Raw genomic sequence first — 20,498 nt, 5'->3', positions numbered from 1 at the left:
CACAATGCAGCTTTTTTTATTATACAGGGAAAATCCTGGAAAAACCATCACCCATTCTCCCCGTCGAAATGGGTGATAGCCAAAGGCTTTTCAGATATTTTTCTTACTCTAACATATATTGTTTCAGGCTTTTCCGGTTCCTTACATTCAGTTTCCGCATGGCCTCGGAGATATGGCTTTTTACCGTGTTTACGGAGATATTCAGGTGTTCTGCGATCTCCTGGGTTGTCCAGTTACGGGCTGCAAGCATGGCAATCGCAAACTCCGTTGTGGTCAGATCATCGGCTACATCATGGCCGGTTATAGGGTTATGAACTCTACGCCATCCGGAAGAAAAACGGTAAGTAATGTCGATAATTCTTTTGAAATCTTCTGGCCATTTGGGTTTTATAACCGCTTCCAGCATTGCGCCTAAAAGCCCATGGTGTTCTCCAAAGCCCTCAATGAGATCATCCGGCCGGGCCATTTCCCATGCCGTCAGAAGATGCCCTTGCGCCTGTTCGGACTGCTTCAGACTCATATAGTCCATCACTGCAACCAGGTGCAGGTAAATAGCAGGAATGGGATAAGCCGAGGCGCCCATAGCAAGTGTCGCCTCTACCGTCCCGGCACTTTTGCTGTATTCCTTTTTCAAATAGAGATAGTGGGCCTGTACATACAAAGCAAAGGCCCGCAGTCCCGGCGGAAGCAGAGGCAGAAAGCTTTCAATCTCCGGCAGCTTATCCGGCATCGGCAGATGCAAAAGTACCGCCCCCGCCGATGCAACAAAGGCCGCTGCAGCCCGGAACTCTGGGGATTCCTTTCCAGCAGAAGCAAGGGCGGCATTCAGCTCATCAAGGGCAAATCTTGCCCGGGGAATACGTCCCAGAGACAAGTTGGCATAGGCATAGATCAGACAGGCAGAAAGTTTCGCCCCTATATCAGGGCTGGTAAGATACTCTTCAGCCTCTTTTGCTGCAGCCTCCGGCTGTCCGCTGAAATAATGATACTCTGCCAGAGCGATATCTCTCCGGGGTCCCGGGGTCATAGCCAGGGCTGCAGCCTGGCAGTTTCCCGGTACAAATGCCGTATTCATCAAGGGCATAAGGTTTGCGTGATTCAGCCGGCCGCCGGCAGATGTCTGCAGCGGAGGAATTTTTCCCTGCTGACGCATTCGTCTGGGATCGCCGGGCTTTTGTGCATTAGAAGGAATTGCCCAGGCTTTCCCGATCCGCTGTGCACCGGCTATTCGGCCTTCTGTACAATATTGGTTAATTCTCCTTTCGGACACCCCCCACTTTTGGGCCGCTTCCCTAAGAGAAAGATAATCTTTCATGTTCACACCGCCTTTATTTCAGATATTTTTCACCTTCATTATATACGAATCTTCGTATATTTTCAATGTCAGGAAAAACGGTGTAACCCATGCTCCTTTCCGCCTGGTCTGCAGACTCCTTTGGGGCATTCGAAACAATCCTTCGTGCAAATATGCCGTTTTTTTACAGATTCCGGATTTTTCTTTTCGTATTCTGTTTTTGTCGCTATAGGATTTTTATATACGACATTTAAGTATACTCTGCCCGGTGCTACCGAAGTGTTACTTTTTATCTGTAAAAAGCATGTTTCTATTTTTAATCATTGAAAAATGTCCGACTCGGACAGATCTTTAAGACATCTTGGGATGTGATGAAATGTAATTAATTGCACCCTTTATACAAAGGGCAGAGCAGATATAAACTATAGCCTGCCCCCATCAAAGGGCTGTACCTATACGGATTTTCGCAGAAAATCATAAAGACAGCAAAACTGCCTGGGTTTCCTCAGCCCAGGAATATTCTCCCATATATTCTTTTGTCAGCAGCCAGGCTCTCCTGGCAGTTTCATCTCCTTCCAGCAGCCGGTAATAATCACAATCTACCTTTCTGCAGTCAATGCTGCACTCCCCTCTGTTGTTGCTGAATACGTCCGCCAGTCCATGCTCTGCAAAAGTCTGCCGGAGATTCATGATGGCTTTTCTGTACAGGTTTTTTACCCGGTCGTCATATTCCCGTCCTTCCCAAAGCTTGTCTACAGCTTCCCAGATGGTCAGACTTCCTCCCCGGCGGTCCACACAGAGGGCCAGCAGTTCCTTCGCCTTATTATTTGCAAAATGCACCACCTGTCCGTCTACAAACATATCAAATTTTCCAAAGGTACGCAGATATACCCGCTTCTTCAGTCTGACAGACAGCAGTCTGGCCCGCTCTATGGCTTCCGCTATATCTTTCCGGTCATAGGGCTTTGTCAGATAAAAGTCCGCCTTGATGCGGAAAGCATCCATAGCATACTGTTCATATCCCGTAACAAAGATAATCACGATCCCCGGAATGATCTCCCGGAGCTTCTGAGCCAGGACCAGACCATTCATAACCGGCATTTCGATGTCCAGAAAGGCTGCTTCCACCGGATTTTCTCTGGCATATTCCAGGGCCTCTTCCGGATTGGTAAAGGCGCCTGCGATCTCCGTTCCTATCACACTTTCCGCTTCCATCTGGAACTGCCTTACTCCCAGTCTTTCGTCATCTACTATGATTATTTTCATGTCCGTCCTCTCCCTTTCCGTAATACGAAGTCTTTTTTTCAGGAACCCGCAGTACTACTTTTGTTCCTTCCCCCGGACGGCTGAAAATCTCCATGCTGCCTCCTGAGATCTCCTGTATCCGGAAGCAGATATTTTCCAGCCCCATAGACTTGTTCTGCCGGTTCTTTTCACCTACATTACTGCTGTCAAATCCAATACCGTTATCCTCTACCTCAATCACATAATCTCCGGATTCCTTATAACTGCGGATCCAGACAGTTCCGCCCTGGATCTTTTTACATATCCCATGCTTAACAGCATTTTCCACCAAAGGCTGGACAGAAAGAGGCGGCACCTGGAAATTCTGTTCCCGGATATCAAACACCACCTGGACTCGTTCTTCAAACCGGATCTTCTCGATATTCACATAAGCCTTCACATGTTTCAGTTCCTGTGAAAAGGGGATCACATCCACATCCTCCAGAGATCTGAGATTTTCTCTGAGGTAGGTAGAAAAATCATAAATTGTATTATAAGCGGTTTCCGGATCGATCCGTACCAGAGCCCTGATCGAATTCAAAGTATTATAAATAAAATGAGGCTTTATCTGACTGGTCATTAATTCTGCCTGGCTTCTGCGAAGCCTTTTCTCCAATTCCGCCCTTTCTCTCAAGCCGTAATAAGTCTCCAGCAGATCGATCCGAAAATGGTTCAAAGCATATAAGAGCATGGTCAAACGTACAAAAGGCCCTGCTATATTGTTAGATCTTGAATAAAAAAACAAGATTTCCACCAGCGCAGCTGCCAGGATCAGGCCCACACAGACAGTCTCCGATCCCAGGTATCTTCCCTCTTTCTTCAGAAAAGCCCTGAGATGTATCCAGAAAGCATATCCTGCAGTTCCTCCTGCAAATACCAGGATCCCGGGCATGAGCCTCATAAGGTCCCAGATACCTGCCACAGACAGCCCCATGGTTCCGGCTCCGGCTATACCGCTGAAATAAAACAGTCTTCTTGTGATTTTCCCCTGAATGTTTCCCCATCTGACATAAAGATATCCATAGACAAACATAAGCAAAAACAGCAGCGCCATAATCGTCACATAGTATTTCGCTTCTACTCCCAGAAACACCAGAGGCATCTGAGACTCGCCGCACAGCCATACCGAAGCCAGGATCAGCAGCCCGCCCAGCAGTTCCTGATAAGAATAAATTCTGTATTTTCGCAGAACTACTGCCAGAACCTCTATGACTGCTCCGGCAATTCCGATCAGAATCCCCATTCGGAATATCGGGGTTTGTTTTTTTATAATAAAATCCAGCAACTCACTATAGTTTCCATAATAAACCTCCCCTATCTGGCCGGAAAATTTCTGATATGGGGATCGGATCTTCACTGTCAGTGTTTTCCCCTCACAATCTTTCGGAAGCATTACAAAATTCCAATTTCCCGGAAGGGATTGTCCTATCAATTCTTTCTCCGGGTATTTATAGAGCAGCTCTTCCTCCATATAGACTTCCACTTCCTGCTGTCTGGATCTGAAAACAATTCCGCCATTCATATAAAATTTATCCGGTATTCTGTTTTCCAGTACCAGCTCCTGTCCCGCCGGCACCTGACGTTTTACCGGAAGCGTCACCTGCACGCTTTCCCCGTTTTCTTCTTTTATCGTCCAGTTGTCATTAAAAGAGGAAACGCCCACTTCTATATCCGGAATAACTTTATAGGAATAGATTTCCATAATCACTGCAAAAACAATCATAGCCAGCGCAAGAGCTCCGGCAAACTTCTTCTCCCCCATATATGGTTCTCCTGTTCTTTCATTTCCGGTCATTAAATCTATAATGTCAGGTACTATTTTAGCATATACATAGATGAAATAAAAGAAGCCAGGACTTATCTAAAAAGCTAAAACAAATTCACCCCTATCATTACCAGCCCCAGCACTACCAACACGACTCCTGTAACTCGGTTCAGAGTTATGGGGGCCGCCTTATTGGCAAACCGGGCTGCGATCTCTGCCCAGATCAGGGTAAAAATAATGCAGAGGGCCAGACAGCTTATATCCGGCAGTCCTCCGATGGCAAAATGGCTGACAGCTCCGGTAAAGGCTGTAAAAGTCATAATAAAAACGCTGGTCCCTACAGCTGTTTTCAGCTCATAGCCCAGAACAGAGGTCAGGATCAGCAGCATCATCATTCCCCCGCCGGCACCCACAAAGCCGCAGATGAATCCGATCACAATACCGCAGACAACGGACTGAAGCATCCGAACTTTCCTGCTTACTCCGTTCATAAGTTCCTTGGTGGTCATAACAGGGCTGGCAATAAATTTGACGCCCAGAAGAAAGGTCATGATCACAGAAAAGCTTCCCATCGTGCTATCCGGCATAAGACTTGCCAGCCAGCTTCCTGCCATGGTCATTATCAGAACAGCCGCCATCATGATCAGACCGTTGCGGATATCCAGATTTTTATTCTTTCCGTAAGTATAAGCGCTGGCAGCGCTGGCCAGCACATCGCTGGCAAGAGCGATCCCCACCGCCTGGTACGCCGGCATCCCAAGAAATGTGATCAGCATAGGGCTGATTACTGCTGCAGCGCTCATTCCCGCAAATCCCGTTCCAAGACCTGCTCCCATTCCTGCAATGAAACATACAATTACTTCTAACAACGCTCTCATTCCTTTATAAATAAGTATAGGTAATAGTATACCACAAAGCAGGCAGCCGGGTGAACACTTATATTGAAGTTCCTTAGCGTCGATGTACAAGGAAAACTATTCTTTCTCTATATAGTCCTCTACATTTTCAAAGGTAACCTTGGAATAGGGAAGATAAATATATTTCTCATTTTCAAATTCTATATCTGACAGTCCGCTGCCGGAAACAAGGGCTTCTGTCAGTTTTGCCATGGCCTCTGCCTGGCCTTCCTTGTCGTTATACACGGTTCCGGCCATCTTTTTTTCTTTAATAGCCTCCAGTCCTTCTTTCGTGCCGTCAATGCCGAAAAATACGGGAAGGGCTGATTCTGTCCGGTTCAGTTTTTTGTAGGCGTCAATAGCCCCCAGAGCCATGGCGTCATTATTGGCCAGTACCAGTTCAATCTGGTTCTGATGCTGTCCGATCATCTGGAGCATACGGTTTTCCGCCTGAGCCTGATTCCAGTTGGCAATGCCATAGCTGAGTTTTTCAAGCTCCACACCCTTTCCTCTTAAAGTATCTACTGCGTTCTCCGTCCGGATAATGGCGTCCTGGTGTCCCGGTTCTCCCTCCAGTACCACATATTGAATCTTCCCGTCTTTATTCCTGTCAATCTGAGGCTCCGTCTCTATGGCATCTGCTGCCAGTTCACCCTGCATCACTCCGGACTGTTTTGCATCTGCCCCTACATAATAGAGCTTGTCCCACTGCATCATGTCTTCCGCCACCGGCTCCCGGTTAAAGAAGATAATAGGTATATCATTTTCTCTGGCAATATCTATGATCTCCGATGGGTCGGCCCGGTCCACCAGGTTCACACAAAGCACATTACAGCCTGCATCTACCAGCTCTTTTACCTGATCGTTCTGGATCCGCTGAGAGCCGGCACCGTCTCTCACAGTCACTGTAGCCTCGAAAGAGCCCTTCTCCAGCTGGTTCAGTTTCTCCTCAAAACAGTCCAGCAGCTCACTGATAAATATATCGCTCTGATTATAACAAGCCACGCCTACCTGGGCCCGGACAATTCCCGTCTGTTCTTCTGCCGTACAGGAAGCCAGCCCCTGTATGCCTATGCCAAAAGCCAGCGCCGCGGCTAAAACTTTTCTCTTTTTCATCCTTTACCCCTTCCTACTGGCTCATTGTAAAGAGAATCTCCTGATTCTCCTTTGTAAAAAGAGTATCTCTGCGGATTACTGTATAGTCAGTCTCCCGGTCCTCCATTTTTCTGAAAGAATGTCCCAGCTTTTCAGAAACCTCCTGAAGGCTCTGATACCCTACATTAAACTCATCAGGAACCACAAGACACTGGGCAGCTCCTGTATCCAGATAATATGCCGCTTCAGTAGAGTTCCCAATTCCATACACAATGGCTCCGTGAAGGTCATTGGCTGCCGAGTATTCTCCCGCTGCAGTCAGGCTGGTATCATCCAGGGCGATAACAAAATCTACTTTGGGCAAATTCACCAGAGAATCTGTGCTCCCTTCTTCCGAAGTTCCTTCTGCAGTCCATCCTACTTTAGTTCCCTGGTCTTTTAATGCTTCTTTAAATCCTGCCGCTCTGTCAAGGGATGCCTGCGCTTCCATCGTTTCCGAAATAATTCCCAGGGTTTTGCCCTTCAGATTGTCCCCGCAGTCCTTCAGAAGTTCCGCTCCCAAAGCTTTGCCCATGGCATAATTATCCGGCTGAGTAACCGGAAAAGAAGAGTTCTGAGCCTCTCTGGAAGCCGTAGACTCCACCAGCATCACTGGCACCTTCTTTTCAATCTTTTTCAGCATCTCCTCTGTATCCTCTCCTGGAACCGGCTGCAATATAATGCCATCAGCGCCATTATCTATTTCCTGCTGGGCCAGTGCCTGCTGCTCTTCCAGTGTCATAGTCCCTTCTGTGCTTACCACAGATATTTCCATCTCCTGGTCTTCTGCCGCCATTCTAAGTCCATACCGAAAAGCTGCCCACTGATTATCATCTGAATTTTCAACGATCACGGAAACCTTATGGAGTTCCTTTCCATTTCTTCCCATAAGCATAACTACCGCCAGGATGATGACCAGTATTCCCAAAACAGATTCTGTGAGGATAAACACTTTTTTACTGTTTTTCATTTTCTTTACCTGCATCTTCTATCTTTTTGATCACATTCTTACCGAAGAGATAACCTTTTTCCAGAATCTTCCGATTTTCCTCCGTATAGGGCACTGCCGGTATGACAATGGATACCACCGTTCCCTCATCAGGCTCGCTTTCCACCTTCAGGCCATACTCCTTTCCGAAAAGAAGCTGAACTCGGTTATTTACGTTCACCAATCCCACTCCGGAACCGTGTTTTGGCACTCTCGTGCTGTCTGTAAGAATAAATCTTACTTCTTCCTCTGACATCCCGATGCCATTATCTGTTACAGCCAGAATCACAGTCCCTTCTTCTCTTCGTCCCGTGATCCTGATCTCTCCACCCTCATCCATAGCGCTTACCCCATAGCTGATAGCATTTTCCAATATAGGCTGAAGGACCAGCTTCACTGTACAGTAAGAATAGATTTCCTCATCCACGTCAAAAACAACTGCAAAAGAATTCTTATACCTCACCTTTTGTATATTCATATAGCTCTGAGCATGCTGAAGTTCATCTTTAATAGTGATCACCGTCCTGCCCTTGGACAGGCTGATCCGGAAAAGCTTTGCAAGCTGGGAGATCATAAAGGCCGCTTCATCATTCCTTTCCCCCTCTACCATCCAGGTGATGGACTCCAGGGTATTATACAGGAAGTGAGGATTGATCTGACTCTGAAGGGCATCCAGCTCACTTTTCCTTCTCTCGTTCTGCTCCAGAACAATCTTCTTCATCAGGTCATCAATCTGCTCATAAGAACTTTGAATGGAATAGCCCAGGTGACGGATTTCCTGAGAACCTCCGATATAAATCCTGGGTTTCTCCCCGGCTTCATAATCCTTCACCGAGTCATTCAGCTTCAGGATAGGACTGGATATCCACACAGATACCAGCCTGTTTACAAAAGCAAGCATCATGGCCATGAGCAGGATCAGCATCATGATAAAATACCGGATATTTACCATGCCGTGAGTGAAAGTAGAATAGGGGATCACCCCTACCAGTTTCCAGCCTGTATAGCTTATGCTGTTTACCAGTACCTTCCTGTGCTCTCCGTTAAAGACTTCGTCATAGACCCCTTCCTTGTACCCGGCGGCAGTCTGATTATTTTCATCAAAAATACCGTCACTGATCTGTATCTGCCTGGGGTGATAGATGATTTCCCCGTTGCTGTCGCAGAGGTAAAAATATTGTCCGCTGTTCTCTGTATTTATCTGGTCCATCATACGGGAAATACTGGAATAATCCATATCTACCAGAAGAACTCCCGCTCTGGAGTCTCCTCCATCGGTAATCTCTACCATTCGGCTAAGAGAGATCACCCAGTAATACCCCTTGGTGCCATCATCAAAAAGATTCTGGATATGAGGGGTGGAAAAATGCATATTTTCCACCTCCTCCATTGCCTGCTGATACCAGCTCTGACGGGTCACATTAGGGTCTTCTTTTTGAGAAGCCACAGGCTCTGCTGCCATTAAGCTGCCATAGTCGTTATATATGGCAATGCTCCTCAGATTATCCCGGTTAGCCTCGTAAAGCAGGTTCATTCCCTCCTGGATCTCGTTCTGCTCAGCGGAAAAATCACTTTCCTTCACCACGTTATAGTAAACTGCGTCTGAAATCTGCCGCATGCTTACCAGATAGTCCTCCAGGTTCTCTCCCGTCTGCTCCATCAGCTTCCTGGTAGTTTCCACAATCTCATCTCTGGATACATTGGAAAACCGGATGTACAGCACCACTCCCAGGGTCAGCATGACCGCCACAGAAAGCACAGAAAAGGAAATCATAAGGATAGACTGTATCCCTCTGGGCTTTAGCTTATTCAAATATTCAAAAAATCTATTCTTTACTTTCTCCATATTCCGTCCTGTATTTTGAGGGGGATACCCCAAACTTTCTCTTAAAAACATAGCTGAAGTAATTAGGATCCGTATACCCTACACTTTTCCCTATGATATAACTTTTTTCATCGGTTCCAATAAGCAGGCGGGCAGCCTGCTCCATGCGGTAATCTGTAAGGTAGCCGGTAAAGGACTTTCCTGTCTCCTTCTTAAATATGGTAGAAAAATAAGAATTGGATACTCCCAGGACCTGGCAGATGCTGTCCAGGGAAAGTCCCTCTTCCCCATAATGATTTTTCACATACTCCTCTGCCTTTGAAACAAAGGACTGGGTAGACCGGCTCCTGGCGGTAATCAGGTTTTCTCTGAAATAGAGGCTGATGTTTGTCAGCCACCTCCGCAGTTCCTCAGGCTCCATATCCAGAAGGCGGGTATAGATTTCTCTTGTATCCTTTGAAAAAAGCTCCTCACCGATATGGTTATTTCCAGCAAATCTGTACAAAGCGCCTACCAGTTCCATAACCTCAATATTATGCTGCTGCAGAGACTTTTCAGGAAAGGACATCCGGGACAGATACTTATCCGCTTCAGCCCGTACCTCTTCTTCCGTCCCCAGCCGGATCATTTTAAAGAGATTTGACAGCTCTCCTTCATTATCCCGCTCCGGCTGCCTCAGTTCCTGAGGCGCTATCTCCCGTATATTAATGGCTCTGGAGGCTCCGTAGATCACCCGGTAGGAGACCGCTTCTCTTGCTCCCCTGTAGGACTGAGCCAGTTCCAGGATGTCTGCACAGACCTGTCCTATACCTATGGTGACTACAGCGCCGATGATCCTGTTGGCATACCGGCAGAACCGGTCACATTCATCTGTCAGTTCAGAAATCTCATTTTCATTCTCAAGCTGACAGAGCATAACCGTATTACCCAAATAGGAAAAACTTTTTGTCCGCCACCTTTCTCCCAGTTTCTCCTGGGCCTGTTTCTGTACAGAAGTGGCCAGAAGCCTGGGGTGCATATTTTCAGGAACCTGAGTAGAAGATGTATGAACCACAAGGCAGCAGTGCCAGGGGCCTTCAAATGAAATCCTGTAATCGGAAAGGTATTTTCCTGCCTCCTTCCTGCTGAGTCTTCCTTCAATCAAAGCAGAATAAAAGTCTGCCTGGAGAAGGGGAAGAGACTCCATATAATGTTTCTCTAAAGTAGCCACGTTCCGTTTCTCACTGATTTCCTGGTCCAGCTTTATCTTCAGCTGAGTAAACACATTGGTCAGTTCAATGGAGTTTACCGGTTTCAGAATATATTCCTCTATCTCCAGATGAACTGCTTCTTTTGCATATTCAAATTCATCATAACCGGTAAAAAGCAGGATCTTTGTAGCCGGAAAGTCCGTCTTTATCCGATTGGACAGCTCCATGCCATCCATATAGGGCATCTTGATATCCGTCATTACTACATCCGGCTGAAATTCTTCCACCATTTCAAGAGCCTTTACTCCATTGTTGGCATAGCCGATTACCGAAAAGCCCAGGCCTTCCCAGTTAATTTTTTTCATAATGACCTGTATTACCTCTTCTTCGTCGTCTACCAGAAGAACTGTATATATATCCATGTTTTTTTCTCCAAATCCGTATATTTCCTAATTGTTTTTGTATTATAGCAAAAATTTTGAAAAATGTCAGTAATACTCCTGCATGTTAAAGCTTTTATCACAAAGAAGCCGGCACATAACCCTCTTTGGGGGGCCATGCGCCAGCCTCTTTAAGCAGGAATATAATTACTTTTTCTGAACGTATTTCAGACAGTCAAGGGTTACTGCCACGAGTATGATGATACCTGAGAATACGAACTGAAGGTTTGTATCAATACCCAGGATTGTCAGGGAGTAGGTCAGGGCAGTGAAAATAAGCACACCGACTACCACACCTGAAATCTTACCGATACCACCGGTAAAGGATACGCCGCCTACTACGCAGGCTGCAATGGCGTCTGTTTCCCAGCCCTGTCCATATGCTGCAGAACCGGAACCTACCATACGGATACATTCCAGCCAGGAGCCGAATCCGTAAAGAATACCTGCCAGAATGAATGCGCCTACAGTTACTGCAAATACAGAAATACCGGAAACAGAAGCTGCTTCTGGATTTCCGCCTACTGCATACAGGTTTTTACCGAAAGTAGTTTTATTCCAGATAAACCATACAATAGCGATAGCCGCTACTGCCCAAAGAATGATTGTTGGGAATCCGTTAATCTTAGGGATTACCATATTTGGAATGGTTGGTTCAATAGCGCCAAAGGATACACCCTTTGTAGCATATGTAACAATACCGAAGATCATCAGCATGTTTGCCATAGTGGAAATAAATGGGTGCATCTTGAACTTTGCAGTGAAGAATCCTGCGATGGTAGTAAAGATCGTACACAGAAGGATACACATAACCAGTGCAAAGATCATTCTCACTACGATAGGCAGTCCTGTAAAGTCAAAGATATGTCCGAAGACACCTCCAGTATTGATACCCTGATGCATAATAATGGTGGCAGTGGTCATACCCATACCAACCATACGTCCGATAGACAAGTCTGTACCGGCCAGGAGGATCAGTCCTGCAACACCCAGAGCCAGGAACATTCTCGGAGATGCCTGCTGGAGGATATTCAGTACATTGTTGTAAGTCAGCAGCGGTGAGCCTTTTACCATAGGAGTGATAATGCACAGCATGATAAACACCAGAATGATAGCAATATACAATCCGTTCCGCAGAAGGAACTGTCTGCGGTTAAAGGTGTATTTATAGTTCTCCCATTTCTGAGCTCTTGCCTCTATAAATGTAAACTTGGACATACGGAGCATATCGATCAGATGATATTTATGGGTATAGGCTGCATGTCTTCTGTCCTTAATCGCCTGATAATCCTTTTCCAGCTCCATCTTCGCATCGAACCGGCGGTTTTTGTACACATAGTTCTCGTCCTTAATCTCCTGATGAGCGGAAAGTTTTGAGACGTTTTCCTGGTGTTCTTTCGCCAGATCTGCGATCTTCTTATCATATTTTTCTTTTGCTTTTACTTTTTCCTGTGCGCAGCTTTCTTTTACCGGCTGATAATATTCTTTATCAAAATGTTCTTTCAGATAGCTTACGCCCTGGTCGATCAGTTTTGAAACCTCGTCTTTATTCTTGGCTTCTACAGCTTTTGCCTTTTCCAGCTGCCTGCGAAGTTCTCCCAGACGGTCCTCCCTTTCTCCTTTTGTAAGGCTGCGGTCTCTCTTCACCCCGTCTATGGTATTCTGGAAGGCTACTACCTGATCGGTTCCATCTTTTCTCAGGCCGTCGATCTGCGCCTGGATCTTACCAATATAATCATCAATGGGCTGACGCAGCTTCATTTCCTGTTCAGCCGTCAGAATCCTGTCATTAGCCATATCTTTCAATCTCCCTCATATTTCATGCATAGGTATTTTGGTACCTGATATTACAGGTATTTTGCACTGAGCCTTAAAAGCTCTTCCTGATTTGTCTCCTTGGTATTTACAATACCGGAAAGATGTCCGTTTGACATAACGCCGATACGATTGGTAATGCCCAGGATTTCCGGCATCTCTGAGGAAACCACGATAATGGTCTTTCCCGCTTTGGCCATCTTAATGATCAGCTCATAAATCTCGTATTTAGCGCCTACGTCAATACCTCTGGTAGGCTCATCCATCATAAATACCTGAGGCTGGCGCTCCAGCCATTTTCCGAAGATTACCTTCTGCTGGTTTCCGCCGGAAAGACTGGTGATCATATCCTCCGGTCCCATACATTTGGTATGCATAACCTTGATCTCATTGGCTGTTGCCTTTACCATTTTGGAATCAGAAAGGGCAATACCAGATTTATAGTGGTTCAGGTTTGCAATGGTGGTGTTGAAGGTAAGATCCCCTTTCAGGAAAAGTCCGTTGGCCTTACGCTCCTCTGTGATCATGGCAAATCCATGATCCATTGCTTCCTTGGCACTGCCGAAATTCATCAGCTTATTGTTAAAGTATACCCGGCCTGCTGCCCTTGTCCGGACACCGAAGATGGTCTCCAAAAGCTCAGTACGTCCGGCTCCCACCAGACCATAAAGTCCGAAAATTTCACCTTCCCGCACATCAAAGGTAATATCCTGGAGATGAGGTTCGAACTTTGTAGACAAATGCTGGACAGAAAGGATCACATCCTTTGGCTGATTGTCCACAGGGGGGAACCGGTTCTCCAGGGAACGGCCAACCATGGCAGCGATCAGTTCGTTCATATTGGTGTCTTCTGCTCTCTTGGTCATAACCAGATTACCGTCACGGAGTACGGAAATATCGTCACATATTTCGAAAATCTCGTCCATTTTGTGAGAGATATAAATAAGAGCGATTCCCTGTTCTTTCAGCATCCGCATCATTTCAAAAAGCTTATCCACTTCCTGTACAGTAAGGGAAGAGGTTGGCTCATCCAGAACAATAACCTTGGAGTTATAGGAGATCGCCTTGGCAATCTCACACATCTGCCTCTGAGATACAGACATATTCCTCATTGGCTGAGTAAGGTTTACTGTCATACCCAGTTTTCTGAAAAGCTCAGAGGCCTCTTTTTTCATTCTGCCCTCGTCCACGATCCCCAGAGAATTCACCGGGTAGCGGCCCAGAAACAGATTATCTACTACATTTCTTTCCAGACACTGGTTCAGCTCCTGATGAACCATAGCAATTCCGTTCTCAAGAGCGTCTTTTGGTCCGGAAAAACTTACTTCCTTACCGTCGAGGTAAATATTACCTTCGTCCTTCTGATAAGTACCGAAAAGGCACTTCATCATAGTAGACTTGCCGGCGCCGTTCTCACCCATAAGGCCCATAACCGTTCCCCGGCGCACATTCAGATTGATGTGGTCCAGAACCCGGTTCCGGCCAAAGGATTTGCTCATCCCCCGTATCGATAAGACAATATCATCTTTCTTATCTGCCATTCTTTTTACTCCTGTACTATATATTTTTCGATGAAAGCCCCCTTCTGCTTTGAAACCGGCTTTCACTGTAAAAAGAAGCGGAGCTGCCGCAGCCGTATTCTGCGGCAGCTCCAGCCCTTTACCCTATATCATCACTGACTCAGTAAAGCTGTATAGGAAGCTGCGTTATCTGTCTTAACCATGTTGATAGCAAATGCATCATACTGGCCTGGATTTCCCAGACGGTTTGTGATATTGGATTCTGTCTGTCCGTCACCGCCGATATAGTCAATGTCCAGATTCATCAGATCATCATAGTTCTGAAGCAGAGGCTGATAAGTGGAGCTCAGGAAGTTATCAGATGCGTTGTAGATGTCCAGCCATACCTTCTTAGTTGGATGTGAACTTTCATCTAACTGATTGGATACAGGCTCATAAACCTTTGTAGAGTCTGTAAAGTCCTGATAGTTTTCAGCTGTAACTGCAACGTTTAATGCATAGTAGGAACGTTCTTCTTCGTTATATACATATACATCGTCAGAAAGAACATTTCCAGCCTCGTCTGCTGTTCCGATACCTGTGTCTACATCTACGCCGTCAAGAGCGTTTCTCAGAACACGAAGTGTCAGGTAAGCCTGTACATCTGCATGCTGGCTGATCGTTCCGCCATAGCCTTCAGCGATGGCTGCCACTGCATCGTTGTTTGCATCATATCCGAAAGTAGGTACATCATTGTCTTTTGACCAGGCATTGAACATGGACATTCCCATACCATCATTGTTAGATACTACTACGTCAATCTGATCACCGAAAGAAGAGGACCAGGTTCCGATAGCATTACCTGCTGTAGCAGCATCCCATGTAGCTCCTGCAGAGTTCTTCATTTCCTGAGAAGCCAGCTCACGGACTGTATAAGTTTTTCCGTTAACCTCAAGGCTGCCGTCCTGTACAGCAGAAGCTGAACCGTCTGTATTTGTTCCGATAGGCTCACTGTCGATGCTTCCGTCTTTTTCAACTCCTGTTCCCAGAGCTTTACGAACGCCTCTTGTACGGGCGATTGAGTCGTTATGTCCGATATCACCGATAGCCAGAACGTATCCGATCACACCGTCACCATTGCGGTCAATGGTATCAATATTTGCTTCAATATAATCTTTAACCATGGTTCCCTGAAGTTCAGCACCCTGGTTTGCATCAAATCCTACATAATATGTATCCTCATTGAAGCTCAGCGCAGCCATGTCCAGTTCTCCTGTAGAGCTGTTAGATGGCTGACGGTTAAACCATACCAGTGGTTTGTCTTTGTTTGCTACAGTTCCGGAGTCTGAGGAACCGGAGCTGCTGGATTCTGCAGATGTGTCTGTTCCCCCTGATGAGGAGCCTCCTTCAGAGCCGCAGGCTACTGCTGAAAGCCCGAACAGAACTGCCATTGTCAGTACAACGATTCTTTTTTTCATATGCGTTTTCTCCCTTCCGTTTCACACTTTATGTGTGCCCTTTGTTTATATTGCCAGTATAAAGAAAACCCCAGAAAGAAAACATAGAATATTTTTCTGTGTACATTGAAATTTTTAAGATTCTTTACTGCATTTTCACTAAATCTTTTTCTATATTTCATGCAAAAAGGAAGTACAGACTGTAATTTATAGCTTACAGTCTGCACTTCCTCTAAAAAGTATTGTGCAAAAATTACACCTTTATCTGGGCGAAAGCCAGCCCCTGTCTTATGTTTCCTGTTCTTCAATTATTGGAAATAGTACTGTCAGCCGATAAAGATCTCCCAGGCCTTCTTCCACACATCTGCCGCCCATTGCGTGGGTCATATTCTTCATGCTCTGCATGCCGATGCCGCTGCTCTCCACTTCTTCCTTTGGAAACCGGACATGGTTCTCGAAGGTAAACCCAGCCATATGTCTTTCTCTGGCGGAAGAAATCACCACAGGAAAGGCAGGATCTGCATACTTCACCAGATTGGAAGTAATATTATCCATGATCCGAAGGAGATATTCTGTAGAAATCCGGATTTTTGCTTCCAGCCATTCCACCTGAAACCGTACCTGGAATCCTTTTTGGTTCAGATAACTGCAGGTTTCAGAAAACAAGTCATAAAACAGCACTTCATAGAGTTCCGGCTCTTCCATTACGGTCTTCTTTTCTCCTGTGATCAGGGAATATTCAAAAAGATGATCCGTCAGCTGTTTCATGCGCCGGGCCTTCTGGTCAATCTTTTCAATATACTCTCCCTGCTGTTTCAGGTCTTTATAGGTACCTTTTTTCAGGATTTCCGTGTATAAGATAATGGAAGTAACCGGCGTCCGCAGGTCATGGGACATTTCAGTGATGATCCGCTGATTTTCCTGGACCATTTTTCCCTCCTGCTCAATGAGTCCTGCGAAAGATTTCCGCATGTTGTCCAGGCCGCTGGCAAGAGCGGCCAGTTCGTCTTTTCCTTTTATGGTGATCGGATAATCCAGGCTTCCCCCTTCCAGAATTTCAATCTCATCCCGAAGCTGGAGGATATAGGCCATTTTTCTCCGGATCCCATAGAGGACCAGGACAAGGAACAGGCCGAAGCACAGCAGCAGTTCCCCTGCCAGCGCATAATTATAGTACTGATAAGCATAGCCTCCGATCATATAGACCTCTCCTGTGCCATCAGAAAAGTTCACGGAAGAATGATAGTCCAGTTCATAATCCCGGGCTGCGATTTCTTCCTCCCATATTTCCTCCTCAGGGTATGCAGAGTCAAAGACCAGAATGTTATCCTTGTAGATCTGGACATACAGAATGTTCTGCTTTTTCACCCACTGGCTCAGGGCTTCTCCGTCTTTCATACTCAGCCCCTGCCTGTCCACATATTTCTGCAGCTTTTGGGCATACTTTCTGTTCTGTCCCTCCACATACTGAGGATTTTCAAAATAACTGCTGATCAGGCAGCTTACCCCATAGTCCAGTCCTGCAAAAACCGCCGCAGATATAAGAGCCGAAAGGACTAACTGCCTGAGAAGCTGAAAATAAATCGAATTTTTTTTACTCATAATCTGCATCAAATTTGTAGCCCTTTCCCCATATAGTCTTGATATATTTCGGATTTTTAGGATCCTCCTCTATCTTTACCCGCAGCTTTCGGATATGTACCATAATGGTGCTGTTGCAGGAGTAAAAATAAGGTTCTTCCCACACACTTTCATACAGGTTCTGGGCAGAAAAGATCTTTCCTGGATATTCCATCATCAGCAGCAGGATCCGGTATTCCAGTTCTGACAGATCTGTCTCTTTTCCCCGGACAAAGACCTGGTTAAACTTCTGATGGACTCTCAGCCCCCGGCTCTCCAGCCAGGAATCCTTCTTTTCGTCCTCCGGTTTTACCCGTCCCATATAAATGTTGTAGCGGCGGAGAAGGGCCTTCACTCTTCCCAGAAGCTCTGCATAAGAAAAAGGTTTTGCCAGATAATCATCTCCTCCGGCCATCAGGCCGATGAGCTTATCTGACTCCTGGGCCTTTGCTGTAAGGAACAGCACCGGCACATTGGAGACCTTCCGGATCTCTTCGCAGGTACGCAGGCCGGAAATCCCCGGCATCATAATGTCCAGGATTACCAGATCCGTCTCCTGATCCAGCATCTCCAGCCCCTTCCTGCCGTTTTCCGCCTCCTGTACCCTGTAGTTCTCGCTTTCCAGAAGAATCCGGACCCCCTCCCTGATGTCCTTATCATCTTCAATGATCAGTACTTTTTCTTTACTCATACACCGGTAAACTCCTTTCCCTTCTGTTATCTGCTTCTTCCCCTGTTATCTTATCATCTTTTTTCATTGCTTCCAATTTTTCTTTCGCTCTTTCTTCGTATTTTTTCCCCAGCTCATTCCAGGAAGCATAGGCCTCATCCTCTCTTCTGTCAGGGAGATCGAAGTTCTCATGAAGATAAGTTCCGATAAAATCTGTTACTTTCCAGGCGCCGGACAGATTCAGGTGATCCCCTTTGTCCAGGCTGTCCCTTTCCCAGTCGATTCCCAGCTCTTCCTCTTTCAGGTTCAGATCTTCGTACTTCAGCCCTTTCTGCCGGGCATATTCTTCCAGGGTATTATGTTTTTTATAATTATAATTGGCCGGAGAAGGTGTGCTGATCAGTACCAGTTCTGCCTGGTTTTTCACACAGAGCATCCGGATCTTTTCCAGATAATCCTCTACAGTACTGCTGATTTTTTCTTTCTGACTGGTCTCTTTCATATATGCCCCGCCCCGGTAAGGGTCCGTTACTTCCCGGAACTGGAATCCTTTATAGTTCTCCTCAGGATATTGTTTATCTGTAAGCACGGATTTCCAGATGTCATGATGGGTAAATATAGGGAAGTAATAGCTTCCCATAGCGGCCAGGGTCATAGTCAGTCCGCTGTTTCCCCTCTGGGGCCGAAAGATCACATTGGTTTCTAAAAGAACCAGCCGGGGTTTCTGATTCTCAAAAGCCGTTTTCAGCATATAATAGCTTTCCTGGATATTCTGTCCGGACTGCCCTCCTACGAAAGCGGCAATGCCATGTTTATTCCACATCTGCATAGGTGAAAAAGCCGTGTAGCTGAGGCTGTCTCCAAGAATCAGCACATCTATGGTGTCTTTCGGTTCTTTCCTGAGCAGAAGGGCGCTTTTATTCCGGTAATGCACCCACTCCTCATGGTCAGCCGCCGTCTGGCAAACTTTCCAGGAAACTCCGCCTAAAAGCAAAGCAAGGATCAGAAAGAAGAGAAACACTCTCCCCCTTTTTCTTAAATTGTTTTTAAAATCCTGCATAGATTAAATCCACCTGCTGATAGCCGATCCCATAGGCTCCGAAGATAAGAACGGCCAGGATCAGTCCGTAATATACCGCCCACCGAAAAGGAGTTTTCATGTCCTGAACTCCTTTTCCATTCAGCAGATTCCTTTCTTTTATGATACCTGCAGCTGACACAAGGAGGATCCCCCCAAAGATCACCATGTAGTCCCCTTTATCCAGTCCGAAACCGAGAAAGGTTCCGTCCCACAGGGTGTCCAGACGGAAGTCTTTGAAAATACTGAAAAACATAGTCATCCCTGCCTTCAGTCCGTTGGCACGGAAAAAAAGCTCTCCCACAAAAATGATCACCCATGTCTTCAGGATCCGGGGGATCTTCCAGTACAATGCATTCTGGTTGATGCCGAAAGCCCGTATCATCTGGTCACGGGCCGGTTCCAGAGCGCTGCCTGCCAGCAGTATGACAAAATAATACATGCCATAAAAAATATAGTTCCAGCTTGCCCCATGCCACAGACCATTGCAGAGCCACACAGGGAACAGGCACAGCGCTGTGGCGCCAAGACGGGTAAAATATTTCCCCAGATGTTTTTTTCCAAACCGGTTCCATTTTTTAACCATTCGGGATACCGACAAAGGATAAAACACATAGGTCTTCAGCCATGTGCCCAGGGTAATATGCCACCGGCGCCAGAATTGCGCCGCATTTTCTGATGCAAAGGGACGGCAGAAATTTTCCGGAATCGTTACTCCGAAAAGCCGTCCGCTTCCTATGACGATATCCATACAGCCGGAAAATTCCATATATAACTGAAGGGTATATGCAATAGCCGCAAAGGCCACGATACTCCCGTTATAGTCCTGATAATGTTCAAAAACCGCCGTTACCAGCACATAAAGCCGGTCAGCAATGATCATCTTTTTGAAAAGCCCCCACAGAATACGTGCGCACCCTGCGGACAGATTTTCTCCCCGAAGGTCTTCGCCCTTCCACAGAGCCTCTCCTGTCTGTCCGTACATACTGATAGGACCTTCCATGATCTGAGGAAAAAATCCGAGAAACAGAGCCAGCTTTCCCAGATGTCTCTGAGGACGGATCTTTTCCCAATAAACGTCCGCCATATAACTGATGGCCTGAAGGGTATAAAAAGAGATTCCTACAGGGAGAAGGAGGGTTTTCACCTGGAAAATGCCTCTCTGCCCTGCATATTCCAGAATCAGGTTTGCGTTCTGAGCAAAAAAATTATAATATTTCAGACAGGCCAATGCGCCGAGAAGTGTACAGACCCCCAGTGCCAGCACCAGTCTTTCTTTTTTTCTGTATTGTGTTCTGACAGCTTTTTCCTTTTCCCCTTTCTCTTTGCAGCTGGTTTTTAAGAGGTCCAGCCACAGACCGATGTAATGGGTAAAAAAAGTTGTCCCGATAAGATACAGCACCAGTTTTCCGCTTATGGTCCAGAAAAAGAAATAGCCTGCAAAAAGCAGCAGGATCCATCTCCTTTTCCTGGGTGTCAGCTGATAAGCCAGCAGTACAGCCGGCAGAAATAAAAACAGATATACGGGATTATGATATGACAT

15 protein-coding genes are annotated in these 20,498 nt (G+C 46.2%); all 15 read right to left on the bottom strand.

The window, feature by feature from the left end:
* Positions 1 to 103: 103 nt before the first annotated feature.
* Positions 104 to 1,315: a response regulator transcription factor gene (locus B5G33_RS22735; RefSeq protein ID WP_087417372.1), complete on the bottom strand. Its 1,212-nt coding sequence runs from the start codon at positions 1,313 to 1,315 to the stop codon at positions 104 to 106.
* A gap of 453 nt (positions 1,316 to 1,768) precedes the next feature.
* Positions 1,769 to 2,560, bottom strand: coding sequence for a response regulator (locus tag B5G33_RS08755; protein ID WP_087417371.1), 792 nt, complete (start codon positions 2,558 to 2,560; stop codon positions 1,769 to 1,771).
* Positions 2,538 to 4,340, bottom strand: coding sequence for a sensor histidine kinase (locus B5G33_RS08750; RefSeq protein ID WP_158229597.1), 1,803 nt, complete (start codon positions 4,338 to 4,340; stop codon positions 2,538 to 2,540). The genes B5G33_RS08755 and B5G33_RS08750 overlap by 23 nt, the downstream gene beginning before the upstream one ends.
* A gap of 107 nt (positions 4,341 to 4,447) precedes the next feature.
* Positions 4,448 to 5,221 carry a sulfite exporter TauE/SafE family protein gene (locus tag B5G33_RS08745; protein ID WP_087270723.1) on the bottom strand — a complete coding sequence of 258 codons (774 nt, stop codon included), beginning with the start codon at positions 5,219 to 5,221 and terminating at the stop codon, positions 4,448 to 4,450.
* A gap of 96 nt (positions 5,222 to 5,317) precedes the next feature.
* A complete protein-coding gene (locus tag B5G33_RS08740) occupies positions 5,318 to 6,355 on the bottom strand; it encodes a galactose ABC transporter substrate-binding protein (RefSeq protein WP_087417369.1) in 1,038 nt (345 codons plus the stop codon).
* Positions 6,356 to 6,368: 13 nt separating this feature from the next.
* Positions 6,369 to 7,343 (bottom strand): substrate-binding domain-containing protein, encoded by a 975-nt coding sequence (locus tag B5G33_RS08735; RefSeq protein WP_087417439.1) that lies wholly within the window; start codon positions 7,341 to 7,343, stop codon positions 6,369 to 6,371.
* A complete protein-coding gene (locus B5G33_RS08730) occupies positions 7,330 to 9,207 on the bottom strand; it encodes a cache domain-containing sensor histidine kinase (protein WP_242974613.1) in 1,878 nt (625 codons plus the stop codon). The genes B5G33_RS08735 and B5G33_RS08730 overlap by 14 nt, the downstream gene beginning before the upstream one ends.
* Entirely contained in the window at positions 9,188 to 10,798 is a 1,611-nt protein-coding gene (locus B5G33_RS08725) for a response regulator (protein WP_087270718.1), read from the bottom strand. Before B5G33_RS08725 ends, B5G33_RS08730 begins: the two co-directional genes overlap by 20 nt.
* Before the next feature lie 165 nt (positions 10,799 to 10,963).
* Entirely contained in the window at positions 10,964 to 12,613 is a 1,650-nt protein-coding gene (locus tag B5G33_RS08720; RefSeq protein WP_087417368.1) for a galactose/methyl galactoside ABC transporter permease MglC, read from the bottom strand.
* Positions 12,614 to 12,663: 50 nt separating this feature from the next.
* Positions 12,664 to 14,172 carry a sugar ABC transporter ATP-binding protein gene (locus tag B5G33_RS08715; protein WP_087270711.1) on the bottom strand — a complete coding sequence of 503 codons (1,509 nt, stop codon included), beginning with the start codon at positions 14,170 to 14,172 and terminating at the stop codon, positions 12,664 to 12,666.
* Between the two features lie 131 nt (positions 14,173 to 14,303).
* Positions 14,304 to 15,608, bottom strand: coding sequence for a substrate-binding domain-containing protein (locus B5G33_RS08710; RefSeq protein WP_087270708.1), 1,305 nt, complete (start codon positions 15,606 to 15,608; stop codon positions 14,304 to 14,306).
* Positions 15,609 to 15,875: 267 nt separating this feature from the next.
* Positions 15,876 to 17,189 (bottom strand): HAMP domain-containing sensor histidine kinase, encoded by a 1,314-nt coding sequence (locus tag B5G33_RS08700; protein ID WP_330396668.1) that lies wholly within the window; start codon positions 17,187 to 17,189, stop codon positions 15,876 to 15,878.
* Positions 17,182 to 17,898 carry a response regulator transcription factor gene (locus B5G33_RS08695; protein WP_087270702.1) on the bottom strand — a complete coding sequence of 239 codons (717 nt, stop codon included), beginning with the start codon at positions 17,896 to 17,898 and terminating at the stop codon, positions 17,182 to 17,184. Before B5G33_RS08695 ends, B5G33_RS08700 begins: the two co-directional genes overlap by 8 nt.
* Entirely contained in the window at positions 17,891 to 18,937 is a 1,047-nt protein-coding gene (locus B5G33_RS08690; RefSeq protein ID WP_087417365.1) for a hypothetical protein, read from the bottom strand. Before B5G33_RS08690 ends, B5G33_RS08695 begins: the two co-directional genes overlap by 8 nt.
* Positions 18,924 to 20,498: an MBOAT family O-acyltransferase gene (locus B5G33_RS08685; protein ID WP_087417364.1), complete on the bottom strand. Its 1,575-nt coding sequence runs from the start codon at positions 20,496 to 20,498 to the stop codon at positions 18,924 to 18,926. The genes B5G33_RS08690 and B5G33_RS08685 overlap by 14 nt, the downstream gene beginning before the upstream one ends.

This window comes from Blautia sp. An81, from assembly GCF_002161285.1.
Taxonomy (GTDB): Bacteria; Bacillota; Clostridia; order Lachnospirales; family Lachnospiraceae; genus Blautia; species Blautia ornithocaccae.
The sequence above is the reverse complement of the archived record's forward strand: the minus strand, read 5'-3'. Positions and strand labels throughout refer to the sequence as shown.